Source organism: Sphingomonas tagetis, from assembly GCF_024211275.1.
GTDB lineage: Bacteria > Pseudomonadota > Alphaproteobacteria > Sphingomonadales > Sphingomonadaceae > Sphingomonas > Sphingomonas tagetis.
The window spans coordinates 50,307-63,314 of record NZ_JAMLDX010000017.1 but is presented as its reverse complement, the minus strand read 5'-3'; the positions used below and the strand labels follow the sequence as shown (position 1 = coordinate 63,314).

Here is a 13,008-nt window from a genome sequence, read left to right as displayed (position 1 = left end):
ACACGACTAGAGCGTTAGCGGGCTCAATCCCGCTCCCGTCCCCCACTCCCCATATAAAGCTCGCTGCCCGTCTCCTTGAACACCGCGCTCATCGCGGCCATCCCAGCCTCGGCTTCCTCCGCCGCGACAAAGCTTTCGACCGGGGCATTCTGCTTCGCCGCAAAATCCCGCACTTCCTGCGTGATCTTCATCGAGCAGAATTTCGGCCCGCACATCGAGCAGAAGTGCGCGGTCTTGGCGCCTTCCGCGGGGAGCGTCTGGTCGTGATATTGCTCGGCCGTGTCGGGGTCGAGCGACAGGTTGAACTGGTCGCGCCAGCGGAACTCGAAGCGCGCGCGGCTCAGCGCGTCGTCGCGCATCTTGGCGGCGGGGTGGCCCTTGGCGAGGTCGGCGGCGTGGGCGGCGAGCTTGTAGGTGACGACGCCGACCTTCACATCGTCGCGGTCGGGGAGGCCGAGATGCTCCTTGGGCGTGACGTAGCAGAGCATCGCCGTGCCGTACCAGCCGATCATCGCGGCGCCGATGCCCGAGGTGATATGGTCATAGCCGGGCGCGATGTCGGTGGTGAGCGGCCCGAGCGTGTAGAAGGGCGCCTCGCCGCAGGCAGCGAGCTGCTTGTCCATATTCTCCTTGATCTTGTGCATCGGCACATGGCCGGGGCCTTCGATCATCACCTGCACATCCTGTTCCCAGGCGCGTTTGGTCAGTTCGCCCAGCGTGTACAGCTCGGCGAACTGGGCCTCGTCATTGGCGTCGGCGATGCTGCCGGGGCGCAGGCCGTCGCCGAGCGAATAGGCGATGTCATAGGCTTTGCAGATCTCGGTGATCTCGTCGAAATGCTCGTAGAGGAACGATTCCTTGTGGTGGCTGAGGCACCATTTGGCCATGATCGAGCCGCCGCGGCTGACGATGCCGGTGACGCGCTTCGCGGTCATCGGGATGTAGGGCAGGCGGACGCCGGCGTGGATCGTGAAATAGTCGACACCCTGCTCGGCCTGTTCGATCAGCGTGTCGCGGAAGATCTCCCAGGTCAGCTCCTCGGCGATGCCGCCGACCTTTTCGAGCGCCTGATAGATCGGGACGGTGCCGATCGGGACGGGCGAGTTGCGCAGGATCCATTCGCGCGTGTCGTGGATGTTGCGGCCGGTGGAGAGGTCCATCACCGTGTCGGCGCCCCAGCGGATCGACCAGACGAGCTTGTCGACTTCCTGTGCGACGTCGCTTGCCACGGCGGAGTTGCCGATATTGGCGTTGATCTTGACGAGGAAGTTGCGGCCGATCGCCATCGGCTCGGATTCGGGGTGGTTGATGTTGCTGGGGATGATCGCGCGGCCGCGGGCGACCTCGTCGCGGACGAACTCCGGCGTCACGTAATCGGGGATGCTGGCGCCCCAGTCCTGGCCGTCGCGGACATATTCGGCGAGGCGCTCGCGGCCGAGATTCTCGCGGGTGGCGACATATTCCATCTCGGGCGTGATGATGCCGCGGCGGGCATAGTGCATCTGGCTGACATTGGCGCCGGCCTTGGCGCGCAGCACGCGCTTGCGGGTGTTGGGGAAGGGCTGGACGCCGCCCGAGCGGTCGGGGCCGAGCTGGCCATTATCCTCGGGGCGGATTTCGCGCTGGGCGACTTCCTCGACATCGCCGCGGTTGCGGATCCAGTCGCGGCGCAGCTCGGGCAGGCCGGCCATGATGTCGATGCGGGCATTGGGGTCGGTGTAGGGGCCGGAACAGTCATAGACGCGCAGCGGCGGCTCGCCCGAGGACGGCTCGAGGTCGATCTCGCGCATCGCGACGCCGAGCGGGCCGACATGGATTTTGCGTGAGCCGCGGATCGGGCCGGTGGTGACCTTGAGTTCGGTGCGCGCGGGGATGTCGGCCATTCGTCTTGCTCCTCAGACGGGAGCAAACGGGCTTGGGTGAGAAGCCGCCCACTCCCTACGCCGGTGTCAACCGGATCAGGTTCAGCGGGTCGGTGGCTCGTGCCACCCTCTCAAGCGCCGTCAGCGCTCCCCCGGGGATGGCGTCTTGTAGCGGGGTCGGACGGTGAGCGCCAGACGGTCAGAGCAGATATTGCATCCGCACCTGCTGCGGCTTGGTCGTGCCGTCGAGCGTGAAGCGGGCGGCGGCGAAGCTGGGCGGGCCGAAGCGGATCACGGGATTGCGGCTGAAGCCGAAGCCCTCGCGCGGGATGCCCATCAGCTTGTCGAGCTTGTGGTTGCCATTCTCGTCATGGATGATCGCCGCGGCGTAATCGCCCGGTGGCAGACCGTCGAACTGGATGCGGGTTTGGGTCGCGGGCACGGAGCGGCTCATGCCGCGCGCGTCCTTGCAGTCGGGGAAGCTCTCGGCGCGGGCGGTCAGGCAGATGCGAAGCTGGCCCTTGGCCGAGCGCAGCTTCTGGATGTCGAGCTCAAGCGACGCGATCGGCGACGCGCCCAGCAGCAGCGCGCCGAGCGGCAGCAGCATGGCTGCGCGTGAAATCGCCGAGGCCCTCGTCGGTGCCGCACACTCGATCCCAGAAGCGGAAATAAAGGCCATAATTGCACCCGTACTGATCGTGGTGCTTCTGGTGATGGCTCGCGGTGATCAGCCACGCGCCGAGTGGACCGCGCCACATCGCCCGTGGAAACACCTCCCACCCCATGTGATTGGTCACCCCCATAACCGTCATGATCGCCAGCACAACGCCCAATGCGGCGACGTGAATGGGAATGACGAAGGCCAGCGCCGGAATGACGACGGCGCCGGTCAGCGCTTCGATCGGGTGGAAGCTCATCGCCGCCCAGGCGGTGGGCGGCCGGCTGGCGTGATGGACGGCATGGGCGAGCCGGAACGGGCCGGGGCGGTGCATCCAGCGGTGCGTCCAGTAGAACCATGTGTCGTGCGCGAACAGGTAGAGCAGGACCGAGAGCGGGAGATACCAGAGCGGGTAGCCGCTCGCGTCGGTGTAAATTCGCGTCCAGCCGTGATTCTGCCAGCCCCAGGCGACGATCCCCGCCGGGATGCCATAGATCGCGGCGCTGGCGAGGCTCCACGCGATCTCGCGGCGCATCTGTGCGTCGAGCCCGGTGTAGAGGCCGGGATGCCGCGCGCGCGTCGCCCAGGCGAAGGCGCCCGAGACGATCAGATAGCGCACCCCGACGATCAGCGTCATGGCGAGCGCGGAAAGGGGGATGGCGAGCCACATGGCGTCCGCCTTACAGCAATCCGCCCGCGGCCTGCCACGTCTTGATCGCTTCCACCGGCCACACCAGCATCAGTATGTTGAGCGTGAGGTTGTCGCGGATCAGGATGAGCGTCGCCAGCTCGAACAGGATCGCGAGCGCCACGGTGGCGGCGACCGGCAGGCGCGCGGCGAGCCAGAAGCCGGTGGCCATCCAGCCGATATCGGCGAGCGAGTTGAGTATCGAATCGCCCGAATAGCCGAACGCGATCGTCGCCTCGCGATAGCGGTCGATGATGATCGGCGAGTTTTCGAGCAGCTCCCACGCGCCCTCGATCGTCACGGCGAGCGGCAGCGCCCAGCGGCGGGCGTCCCCGCGCAGGACGAGGTGCGCCGCGCCGTAGAAGAGGAAGCCGTGGATGATGTGGCTGAACGTGTACCAGTCGGCGATGTGCTGGCTGTTGCCGCTAGACTGGACGGTGCCGTGCCACAGCTCGACCGTGCCGCACGGGCAGATCGGCGGGCGGTTCATGGTGAAGAGGATGAGCGCGCAGGAGGTGGCGAGGGCGAGCGCGGCGAAGAGCGTGCGGCGGGTGGGGAGGAGGGTTGGCATTGCGGTGGTTATTACACGGCAGTGAGGCGCGTTGAAGCGCGGCAGGTTTGCGATCCCGTTGCAGACAGCACACAGCGCGTTACGCTGGAAAGATGATCGATACAGACGCCAATTCAGGACTCGGGTGGCGCTCCAACCAGCCTTGGGGTTGCTGGATAGGCCTGCTCAGCATCGTTGTTGCGTTGGTGATCGGATATGGCTTCGTGACTGGCTATTTGCCGATCCGGCCCTTCGACTCGGGACTTTGGCGACAAGCGCGAACAACAGATAATCAGGTTCGTCTAAGAATGGTCGAATGGCTCGTTAGGAGTGGGCGGCTTGACGGATTGACCCGCGCGCAAGTGGTGAAGTTGCTCGGAAGGCCAGACGGCGGTCCATATTTTCGTGATTGGGACCTCGTGTATCTGCTCGGGCCAGAGCGGGGTCTGATCGGCCTGGATTCCGAATGGCTCGTTCTTCGCATCGGGTCGGATGGACGGGTAGCGGAGTATCGCGTGGTGCGGGATTGAACTTCGGCGCCCGCCGATGAAAGGTTCATGGCGTGCGGCGACCGGGGTTTGACGCCGCGTGCCGATCCGCTAGGCGGCGATGATGCCCGCCAACATCAAATGCGACGTTGCCATCGTGGGAGGGGGGCTGGCCGGCGGGCTGATCGCGCTGGCGCTGCGCAAGCTGCGGCCCGAGCTGGACGTGCGCATCGTCGAGGGCGGGACCACGCTAGGCGGCAATCATCTGTGGTCGTTCTTCGCCAGCGATGTCGCGGCCCGGGACCGCTGGCTGGTCGCGCCGCTGATCTCCTATGGCTGGACGAGCTATGACGTCGCCTTTCCGGGGCATGCGCGAACGCTGAAGGCGAGCTATTATTCGATCGAGTCCGAGCGGTTCGACCGGGTGGTGCGCGGCGCGATGCCGAAGGGGCGCGTGCTGACGCGGCGCAAGGTGCTGGGGACGAGCGCGCGCACGGTGATGCTGGCGGACGGGGGCCGGATCGAGGCCGGGGGCGTGATCGATTGCCGCGGGGCGGGCGATCTCGGCAAGCTCGACCTTGGCTGGCAGAAATTTTTGGGCCGCGAGCTGGCGCTGGCCGAGCCGCATGACCTCAAGCGGCCAGTGATCATGGACGCCACGGTGCCGCAGGTCGACGGCTATCGCTTCGTCTATGCGCTGCCCTTCGCGGCGACGCGGCTGTTCGTCGAGGACACTTATTACAGCGATTCGCCGCGGATCGAGCGCGCCGCGCTGGGCAAGCGTATCGATGCGTGGACGAAGGCGCATGGCATTCAGGTCGAGGCGGTGACGCGCGAAGAGACGGGCGCGCTGCCGGTGGCGATGGGCGGCGATTTCGAGGGCTATTGGGCGTCGGGCGGCAACCGCGTCGCCAAGGCCGGGATGCGCGCCGGGCTGTTCCATCCGGTCACCGGCTATTCGCTGCCCGATGCGGTGCGGCTGGCGGCGCTGATCGGGTCGGCCAGCGACCTCAGCGGCGCGGCGTTGCACGAGCTGACGCATGGCTATGCCGCCAAGCAATGGAAGAAGCGCGGTTTTTACCGGATGCTGTCGGCGATGCTGTTTCGCGCCGCCGAGCCGGCGGAACGTTACCGCATTCTCGAACGCTTCTATCGGCTGGACGCGGGGCTGATCGCACGCTTCTATGCCGGGCAATCGGGGTTATTGGACCGTGCGCGCGTGCTGGCCGGCAGGCCGCCGGTGCCGGTCAAACGCGCGATCGAAGTCATCAGGGGCATGAATTGAGGAAAGCGGTCGTCATCGGTGCAGGGTTCGGCGGACTGGCGCTGGGCATCCGCCTGCAATCGGCGGGCGTCGATACCGTCATCGTCGAGGCGCGCGACAAGCCCGGCGGGCGGGCTTATTATTGGGAGAAGGACGGCTTTACCTTCGACGCCGGGCCGACGGTGATCACCGCGCCCGAGGCGCTGGAGGAATTGTGGGCGCTGTCGGGCCACCGCATGGCCGACGATGTGACGCTAAGCCCGGTTTTGCCCTTTTACCGGCTCAACTGGCCCGACGGCACCAATTTCGATTACACCAATGACGACGCCGTGCTGATGGGCGAGATCGCCAAGCTCGATCCGGCGGACATCGAGGGTTATCGGCGCTTTCTGACCTATTCGGCCGGGGTGTATCGCGAGGGCTATGAGAAGCTCGGCACAGTCGCGTTTCTCGACTTCACGTCGATGGTCAAGGCGGCGCCGGCGCTGATGAAATATCAGGCGTGGCGCAGCGTCTATTCGATGGTTTCGTCGTTCGTGAAGAACGAGAAATTGCGCGAGGCGCTGTCGTTCCACACGCTGCTGGTCGGCGGCAATCCGATGACGACGAGCGCGATCTATGCGCTGATCCACAAGCTCGAGCGTGACGGCGGCGTGTGGTTCGCGATGGGCGGGACCAACCGGCTGGTGGCGGGAATGGTGCGGCAGTTCGAGCGGCTCGGCGGGGTGGTGAAGCTCGGCGACGGGGTGGCGCAGATCGAGACGCTGGGCGAGCGCGCGACCGCGGTGGTGACCAAGAGCGGTGCGCGCTTCGAGGCGGACATGGTGGCGAGCAACGCCGACCTGATGCACAGTTATCGCGACCTGCTCAGGGGTTCGCGCAGCGCGCAGCGGACCGCGGCCAGGCTTGAGAAGAAGCGTTTCTCGCCGTCGCTGTTCGTGGTGCATTTCGGGGTGAAGGGGACCTGGCCGGGGATTCCGCACCACATGATCCTGTTCGGGCCGCGCTATAAGGAATTGCTGGCCGACATCTATGATACCGGGGTGATTTCGCAGGACTTCTCGCTGTATCTGCACCACCCGACGGTGACCGATCCGTCGATGGCGCCGGAGGGACATTCGACCTTCTATGCGCTGGCGCCGGTGCCGCATCTCGGCAAGTTTCCGGGCGACTGGGACCAGATCGCGCCGGTGCTGGAGAAGCGCATTCTCGACGAGGTCGGGCGGCGGCTGATCCCCGACATTCACGAGCGGATCGTGACCAAGTTCAGCTATGCCCCGAGCGATTTCCGCGACGATCTCGGCGCGCATCTGGGGAGCGCGTTCAGTCTGGAGCCGATCCTGACGCAGAGCGCGTATTTTCGGGCGCACAATCGCGACGATTCGATCGAGAACATGTATTTCGTCGGCGCGGGGACGCATCCCGGCGCGGGCATCCCCGGCGTGGTGGGAAGCGCAAAGGCGACCGCCGCGCTGATGCTGGAGCAGGAAGCGTGAAACGGCTTGCGATCTATTGCGGTTCGGCGACGCCGGGCGATCCGGTCTATATGGAGAATGCGCGCTTTGTCGGTCGCAGCCTGGCCGAGCGCGGGATCGGGGTGGTCTATGGCGGCGGGCGGCTGGGGCTGATGGGCGCGGTCGCGGATGCGGCGCTGGCGACGGGTGGCGAGGTGATCGGGGTGATCCCGCAGGCGCTGGTCGATGCCGAAGTGGCACATCGCGGCTGCACCGAGCTGCATGTCGTGCGGACCATGCACGAGCGCAAGCAGGCGTTCACCGACCTGAGCGACGGCTTCATCACCTTGCCCGGCGGGACCGGGACGATGGACGAGCTGTGGGAGGCGATGAGCTGGGCGCAGATCGGCTATCATGCCAAGCCGGTCGGGCTGCTCAACGTCGCGGGCTATTATGACGGGCTGATCGAGTTCGTGCGCAAGATGGGCGAGGTCGGCTTTTTGCGGCCGCAGCACCAGTCGCTGCTGATCGTCGATCATTCGCTCGAGGGACTGCTGCGGCGGATGGGTAGCCATGTGCCCGCGACGACGATTGGGCAGATCGGCAGCAAGGACTTGTGAGTTCGGGGCCGACCCGCGCGTCGGTGGTGGCGGCGGCGCGGGAGAGCATCGCGCGCGGATCGAAGAGCTTCGCGGCGGCGAGCCAGCTGTTCGACGCGGCGACGCGCGAGCGGGCGTGGCTGCTCTATGCCTGGTGCCGCGAGTGCGACGATCTCGCCGACGGGCAGGTGCTGGGGCATGACGCTGCGCCGGTGGCCGATCCGGCGGCGCGGCTGGCGCGGATCAGGGCGCTGACCGGGCAGGCGCTGGCGGGCGAATGGACCGGCGATCCGGCGTTCGATGCGCTCAGGATCGTGGCGAAGGAGACGCGCATGCCGCATCGCTTCGCGCACGATCTGGTCGAGGGGTTCGCGCTCGACGCGAAGGGCTGGATGCCGCGGTCGGAGGCCGATCTGTTGCGCTATTGCTACCATGTCGCGGGTGCGGTCGGGTGCATGATGGCGGTGGTGATGGGGGTGTCGCCCGATGACGAGGCGACGCTGGATCGGGCGTGCGATCTGGGGCTGGCGTTCCAGCTGGCGAACATCGCGCGCGATATCGAGGCTGATGACCGGATCGGGCGCTGTTACCTGCCGGTCGAATGGCTGGTCGAGATGGACATTCCGCCCGGCCAGCACATGAAGCCGCCCTTCCGCCCGCGGCTGGTGGTGATCGCCAGATGGCTGGGCGAGATGGCCGAGGATTATGGCGCGAGCGCGCGGCGGGGCACGCCGGCGCTGGGCTTTCGCTCGGCCTGGGCGGTGCTGGCGGCGGCGGGCATCTATGGCGATATCGCGCGCGAAGTGGTGACGCGCGGCGCGCATGCCTGGGACCATCGCGCGAGGACGAGCGGGTGGCAGAAGGCGGGGTGGATCGCCGCGGCGGCGGGACAGGCGGCGCTGCGGCGCGCACTGTATCCGCCCAAACCGCGGCCCGAGGGGCTGTGGACGCGGCCGCGGGACTAGCCCGCGCGGTGGACCGCGAAGCCGGCGAAGCTCTGGTTGACCGGCATCATCTCCATCGTGTTGATGTTGAGGTGCGGCGGGAGCGACGCGACCCACAGGATCATGCCGGCGATGTCCTCGGCGGTCATCGGATCGGCGCCGCCATAGAGCTTGTCCGACGCGTCCTGGCTGCCGGTGCGGACGAGGGTGAATTCGGTCTCGGCCATGCCCGGCTCGATCGAGGTCACGCGCACGCCGGTGCCGGCGAGGTCTGAGCGCAGCGACAGGCTGAACTGATGCACGAACGCCTTGGTGCCGCCATACACATTGCCGCCGAGATAGGGGTAGGTCGCGGCGACCGACGAGAGGTTGATGACCGCGCCCTTGCGCTCGATCAGCAGCGGCAAGAGCTTGTGCGTGATCGAGACGAGCGCGGTGACATTGGTGTCGATCATCACCTTCCAGTTGCCGAGATCGGCGGTCTGGGCGGTGTGCGTGCCGAGCGCGAGGCCGGCATTGTTGACGAGCAGGTCGATGCCGCGAAACGCCTCGGGCAGATTGTCGAGCGCGGCGTCGCGCGCGGCTTCGTCGCGGATGTCGAAGACCGCCGGGTGGAATTTGTCGTCGCCGAGCTCCTTGGCCAGCGCTTCGAGCCGGTCGGCGCGGCGGCCGGTGCCGATGACGCGCCAGCCGGCGGCGGTGAACAGGCGCGACGCGGCCTCGCCGAAGCCCGAGGTCGCGCCGGTGATGAGGGCGGTGCGCATTCTTACTCACTCCTTCGTCACCCCGGCCTTGTGCCGGGGTCCGCGGTGCCGCGAGGGCGGGGATTGAACCTTGCGGGCATTGCTTGCCGCCCGGCGGACCCCGGCACAAGGCCGGGGTGACGGGTTTGGGGGTTAGCCCCTCAAGGTCGCGCCGAGCTTGCTTGCCGCCGCCACGATCTTGTCGGCGATCGCTTTCAGCTCTGCGTCGGTGAAGCTCTTGTCGCCGGGTTGCAGCGTGACTTCGATGGCGAGGCTCTTGTGTCCTTCCTCGACGCCAGCGCCGGTGAACAGGTCGAACAGGCGGGCATCGGTGATCGCCGCCTTGTCCGCGCCCCTGATTGCGCGGACGAGGTCGCCCGCGGCGAGCGCGTCGGGGACGAGGAAGGCGAAGTCGCGGGTGACGGCCTGCAATGCCGGGGGCGTGTAGGCGGGGCGCATGAAGCCCCCCCCTCTTTCATTGGCGCCGCCGCGCTTGGCGGGGATCGCGTCGAGGAAGATCTCGACCGCGGCGGCGGGACCGTCGAGGTCGAACGCCTTGAGCAAAGCCGGGTGGAGCATGCCGAAGCTCGCCAGCACGGTCTTGGGGCCGAGGCGCAGCGTGGCGGACTGGCCGGGGTGCCAGGCATCGCCGGCTTCGCCCATGACCTGCAGATTGCCGGCCGGGGCGCCGGCGGCTTCGAGCAACGCGAGCGCTTCGGCCTTGGCGTCATAGGCGGTGAAGGGTTGCGCCTTGCCGCTCGCCCAGCCGCGCGGCGTCCTGTCGCCGGTGAGCAGGGCGGTGAGCGTCAGGCGCTCGCCATCGGCGAGGTAGCGGCGGCCGAGTTCGAACAGGCGGACGCTGGTGGCGCCGCGCTTCAAGTTGCGTCCGGCGGCCATCAGCAGGCCGGGGAGCAGCGAGGGGCGCATGACCTTGAGGTCCTCGCTGATCGGATTGGCGAGGCTCCACGCGCCGCCGCCGACCGCTGCCGCTTCCTGCTCGGCGATGAAGCTCCACGTCACCGCTTCGTTGAGGCCGCGCGCGGCGGCGGTGCGGCGCAGGCGGCGTTCGAGCTTCTGCTCGGGCGTGGCAGTGGGTTTGGCGACGCCGGGCGCGCGCGGCAGCGGGGTCGAGGGGACGTTGTCGATGCCGGCGATGCGGATCACTTCCTCGACGATATCGGCGGGGCCGTCGATGTCGGGCCGCCAGCTGGGCACGCCGACAATCCAGGGCGCGTCCGGCGTGCCGTCATGCAGCCAGAACTGCTCGCCGGCGTCGTCGATCAGCCAGAAACCGAGCGAGTCGAGAATCTCGTGCTGTTGCTTGTCGGGCAGCGCGAGGCCGCCGAGCGTTTCCGCCAGCGACGGATCATAGGCGACCGGCTGCGGCAGCGCGATGTCGCGGGCCTCGGCCTCGATGATGCCGCTGGCGGTGCCGCCGCAGATGTCGTGCATCAGCCGCGTCGCCATGTAGAGGCCATCATACATGATGCACGGATCGACGCCGCGCTCGAAGCGCTGGCGCGCGTCGCTGGTGAGGTTGAGTTTCTGGCCGGTGCGCGCGATCGTGTCCGGCGCGAAATAGGCGCATTCGATCACCACGTCCGTGGTCGTCTCCGAAACGCCAGAATGCTCGCCGCCCATGATGCCGCCGATATCGTGGACCGCGACGTCGTCGGCGATCACGGTCATCGTCTCGTCGAGCGTGTAAGTCTTGCCGTTGAGTGCCAGCACGTTCTCGCCCGGCTTCGCCTTGCGCGCCACCAGCGAGCCGCTGAGCTTGGCTTCGTCATAGACGTGCAGCGGGCGCCCGACATCGACGGTGAAATAGTTGGTGACATCGACGAGCGCCGAGATCGGCTTCTGACCGATCGCACGCAGCCGGCGCTGAAGCCATTCGGGTGACTCGCGATTAGTGCAGCCGGTCAGGCGCTGGGCGTAGAAGCGTGGGCAGCCTTCGGCATCCTCGATCCGCACCTTGGGCGGCGCGGCATCGAGCTTGATGTGCGGGATCGGATCGCCCGCCTTTTCGCGCACATTGTACCACGGCCAGTACGCGTCCGGATGGAAGCTGATCGTGTATTCGACCAGCGTGCCCAGCCCGGCGGCCGCCAGATCGCGCGCAATGCCACGCACGCCCATGCAATCCGGGCGGTTGGGCGTGATCGAGACGTCGAACACCGGATCGTTGAGCCCGGCATAGTCGGCATAGGGTGTGCCCTGCACCGGCAGCGGGCTGTGATCGGGCAGCGAGATGATGCCGTCATGCTCGTCGCCCAGCCCCAGCTCGCGCGTCGAGCACATCATGCCGAAGCTCTCGACGCCGCGAATCGCCGATTCCCTGATCGTGATGCCGCTGCCTGGGACATAGGTGCCCGGCGGCGCGAACACGCCGTACATATACGCTTCTGCGTTCGGCGCGCCGCACACGACCTGCACCGGCTGGCCGCCATTATAGTCGGGGCCGGCATCGACCATCAGCACTTGCAGCTTATCGGCCTGCGGGTGGCGCTCGGCGCTGACCACACGCGCGATGCGGAATGGGGCGAGCGCGGCGCCGGCGTCGGTCACGCCCTCGACCTCGATGCCGATGCGGTTGAGCGTGGCGGCGATCGTCTCGACCGAGGCGTCGGTGTCGAGATGGTCCTTGAGCCAGGAGAGGGTGAACTTCATGCGCCGACTCCTCCGCTCAGCGTGGGCACATCGAGCGCCGAGAAGCCGTAATGTTTGAGCCAGCGCAGGTCGCCGTCGAAAAAGGCGCGCAGATCGTCCATTCCGTATTTGAGCATGGCGAGGCGATCGACGCCGGTGCCGAAGGCGAAGCCCTGCCATTCATTGGGATCGAGTCCGCACGCCTCGATCACCTTGCGGTGGACCATGCCGGAGCCGAGCACCTCCATCCAGCCGCCTGTCGCGGTGTCGCCGCCGCCGCCGATGACGCGCTTGCCCTTGATGAGCGTGTAGCCGACATCGACCTCGACCGAGGGTTCGGTGAACGGGAAATAGCTCGGGCGCAGGCGCAGGACGATGTCGTCGCGCTCGAAATAGGCCTTGAGGAAGGTCTCCAGCGTCCATTTGAGGTGGCCGAGCGTCAGCCCCTTGTCGATCACCAGCCCCTCGATCTGGTGGAACATCGGGGTGTGCGTGGCGTCGCTGTCGCTGCGATAGACGCGGCCGGGCGCGATGATGCGGATCGGCGGGGGCGTCGAGGTCATGGTGCGGATCTGCACGGGCGAGGTGTGCGTGCGCAGCACCATCGGCTGTTCGTGCTCGCCGGCGAGGTAGAAGGTGTCGTGCATCGCGCGCGCCGGATGCGTCTCCGGAATGTTGAGCGCGGTGAAATTATGCCAGTCGTCCTCGATCTCCGGCCCGGTGGCGACCGCGAAGCCTAAGTCGGCGAAGATTTCTGCGAGCTCGTCCATCACCTGACTGATCGGGTGGACGCTGCCCGCGGGAACGGCATCGGCGGGCAATGTGAGGTCGATCGTCTCGCTGGCGAGCTTCGCCTCGAGCGCCGACCCTTCGAGGCTTGCCTTACGCGCGGCGATGGCGTCGGTGACGGCTTCGCGCAGGCCGTGGATGCGCGGACCGGTTTCCTGACGCGCCTCGGGGCTCATCTGCCCGAGCGTCTTGAGCAGCCCGGTGACCGCGCCCTGCTTGCCGAGCGCCTGCACGCGCACCGCGTCGAGCGCGTCGAGGCCGGACGAGGCATCGATCGCGGCGAGCAGGTCGGCCTTGAGTTGGTCGAGATCGGTCATTTG

Annotated in this window: 12 protein-coding genes and 1 riboswitch; of the genes, 5 read left to right on the top strand and 7 right to left on the bottom strand. The window is 67.2% G+C overall.

Annotation, left to right across the window (positions count from 1 at the left end):
* Nucleotides 1–23: 23 nt before the first annotated feature.
* From thiC to M9978_RS18175, 4 genes are all read right to left on the bottom strand, one after another.
* Nucleotides 24–1,883, bottom strand: a complete 1,860-nt coding sequence (gene thiC / locus M9978_RS18190) for a phosphomethylpyrimidine synthase ThiC (protein ID WP_254295716.1) — start codon at nucleotides 1,881–1,883, stop codon at nucleotides 24–26.
* 35 nt (nucleotides 1,884–1,918) lie between these two features.
* A riboswitch (TPP riboswitch) is annotated at nucleotides 1,919–2,027 on the bottom strand.
* A 34-nt stretch (nucleotides 2,028–2,061) separates the two neighbouring features.
* The gene (locus M9978_RS18185; RefSeq protein WP_254295715.1) at nucleotides 2,062–2,469 is read right to left on the bottom strand and encodes a DUF2141 domain-containing protein; all 408 of its coding nucleotides are present in this window, start codon (nucleotides 2,467–2,469) and stop codon (nucleotides 2,062–2,064) included.
* Entirely contained in the window at nucleotides 2,414–3,190 is a 777-nt protein-coding gene (locus M9978_RS18180; RefSeq protein WP_254295714.1) for a sterol desaturase family protein, read from the bottom strand. Before M9978_RS18180 ends, M9978_RS18185 begins: the two co-directional genes overlap by 56 nt.
* 10 nt (nucleotides 3,191–3,200) lie before the next feature.
* Complete coding sequence (locus M9978_RS18175; RefSeq protein WP_302054090.1) at nucleotides 3,201–3,779, bottom strand: DUF2585 domain-containing protein; 579 nt, start codon at nucleotides 3,777–3,779, stop codon at nucleotides 3,201–3,203.
* Between the two features lie 92 nt (nucleotides 3,780–3,871).
* On the opposite strand from M9978_RS18175, the gene M9978_RS18170 reads away from it, so the two are divergent.
* The 5 genes from M9978_RS18170 to M9978_RS18150 all read left to right on the top strand — a co-directional run bounded on the left by M9978_RS18170 (nucleotide 3,872) and on the right by M9978_RS18150 (nucleotide 8,528).
* Nucleotides 3,872–4,288: a hypothetical protein gene (locus tag M9978_RS18170; RefSeq protein ID WP_254295713.1), complete on the top strand. Its 417-nt coding sequence runs from the start codon at nucleotides 3,872–3,874 to the stop codon at nucleotides 4,286–4,288.
* 82 nt (nucleotides 4,289–4,370) lie between these two features.
* Complete coding sequence (gene crtY / locus M9978_RS18165; protein ID WP_254295712.1) at nucleotides 4,371–5,531, top strand: lycopene beta-cyclase CrtY; 1,161 nt, start codon at nucleotides 4,371–4,373, stop codon at nucleotides 5,529–5,531.
* Complete coding sequence (locus tag M9978_RS18160; protein WP_254295710.1) at nucleotides 5,528–7,006, top strand: phytoene desaturase; 1,479 nt, start codon at nucleotides 5,528–5,530, stop codon at nucleotides 7,004–7,006. Before crtY ends, M9978_RS18160 begins: the two co-directional genes overlap by 4 nt.
* Nucleotides 7,003–7,584, top strand: coding sequence for an LOG family protein (locus M9978_RS18155; RefSeq protein WP_254295709.1), 582 nt, complete (start codon nucleotides 7,003–7,005; stop codon nucleotides 7,582–7,584). The genes M9978_RS18160 and M9978_RS18155 overlap by 4 nt, the downstream gene beginning before the upstream one ends.
* The gene (locus M9978_RS18150) at nucleotides 7,581–8,528 is read left to right on the top strand and encodes a phytoene/squalene synthase family protein (protein WP_254295707.1); all 948 of its coding nucleotides are present in this window, start codon (nucleotides 7,581–7,583) and stop codon (nucleotides 8,526–8,528) included. The genes M9978_RS18155 and M9978_RS18150 overlap by 4 nt, the downstream gene beginning before the upstream one ends.
* Here the strand turns inward: M9978_RS18150 and M9978_RS18145 are convergent.
* The 3 genes from M9978_RS18145 to pheS all read right to left on the bottom strand — a co-directional run bounded on the left by M9978_RS18145 (nucleotide 8,525) and on the right by pheS (nucleotide 13,005).
* Nucleotides 8,525–9,271 (bottom strand): SDR family NAD(P)-dependent oxidoreductase, encoded by a 747-nt coding sequence (locus tag M9978_RS18145; protein WP_254295706.1) that lies wholly within the window; start codon nucleotides 9,269–9,271, stop codon nucleotides 8,525–8,527. The genes M9978_RS18150 and M9978_RS18145 overlap by 4 nt on opposite strands.
* A gap of 132 nt (nucleotides 9,272–9,403) precedes the next feature.
* Nucleotides 9,404–11,920: a phenylalanine--tRNA ligase subunit beta gene (gene pheT / locus M9978_RS18140; protein ID WP_254295704.1), complete on the bottom strand. Its 2,517-nt coding sequence runs from the start codon at nucleotides 11,918–11,920 to the stop codon at nucleotides 9,404–9,406.
* Nucleotides 11,917–13,005 carry a phenylalanine--tRNA ligase subunit alpha gene (pheS, locus tag M9978_RS18135; protein WP_254295703.1) on the bottom strand — a complete coding sequence of 363 codons (1,089 nt, stop codon included), beginning with the start codon at nucleotides 13,003–13,005 and terminating at the stop codon, nucleotides 11,917–11,919. The genes pheT and pheS overlap by 4 nt, the downstream gene beginning before the upstream one ends.
* Nucleotides 13,006–13,008 lie beyond the last annotated feature (3 nt).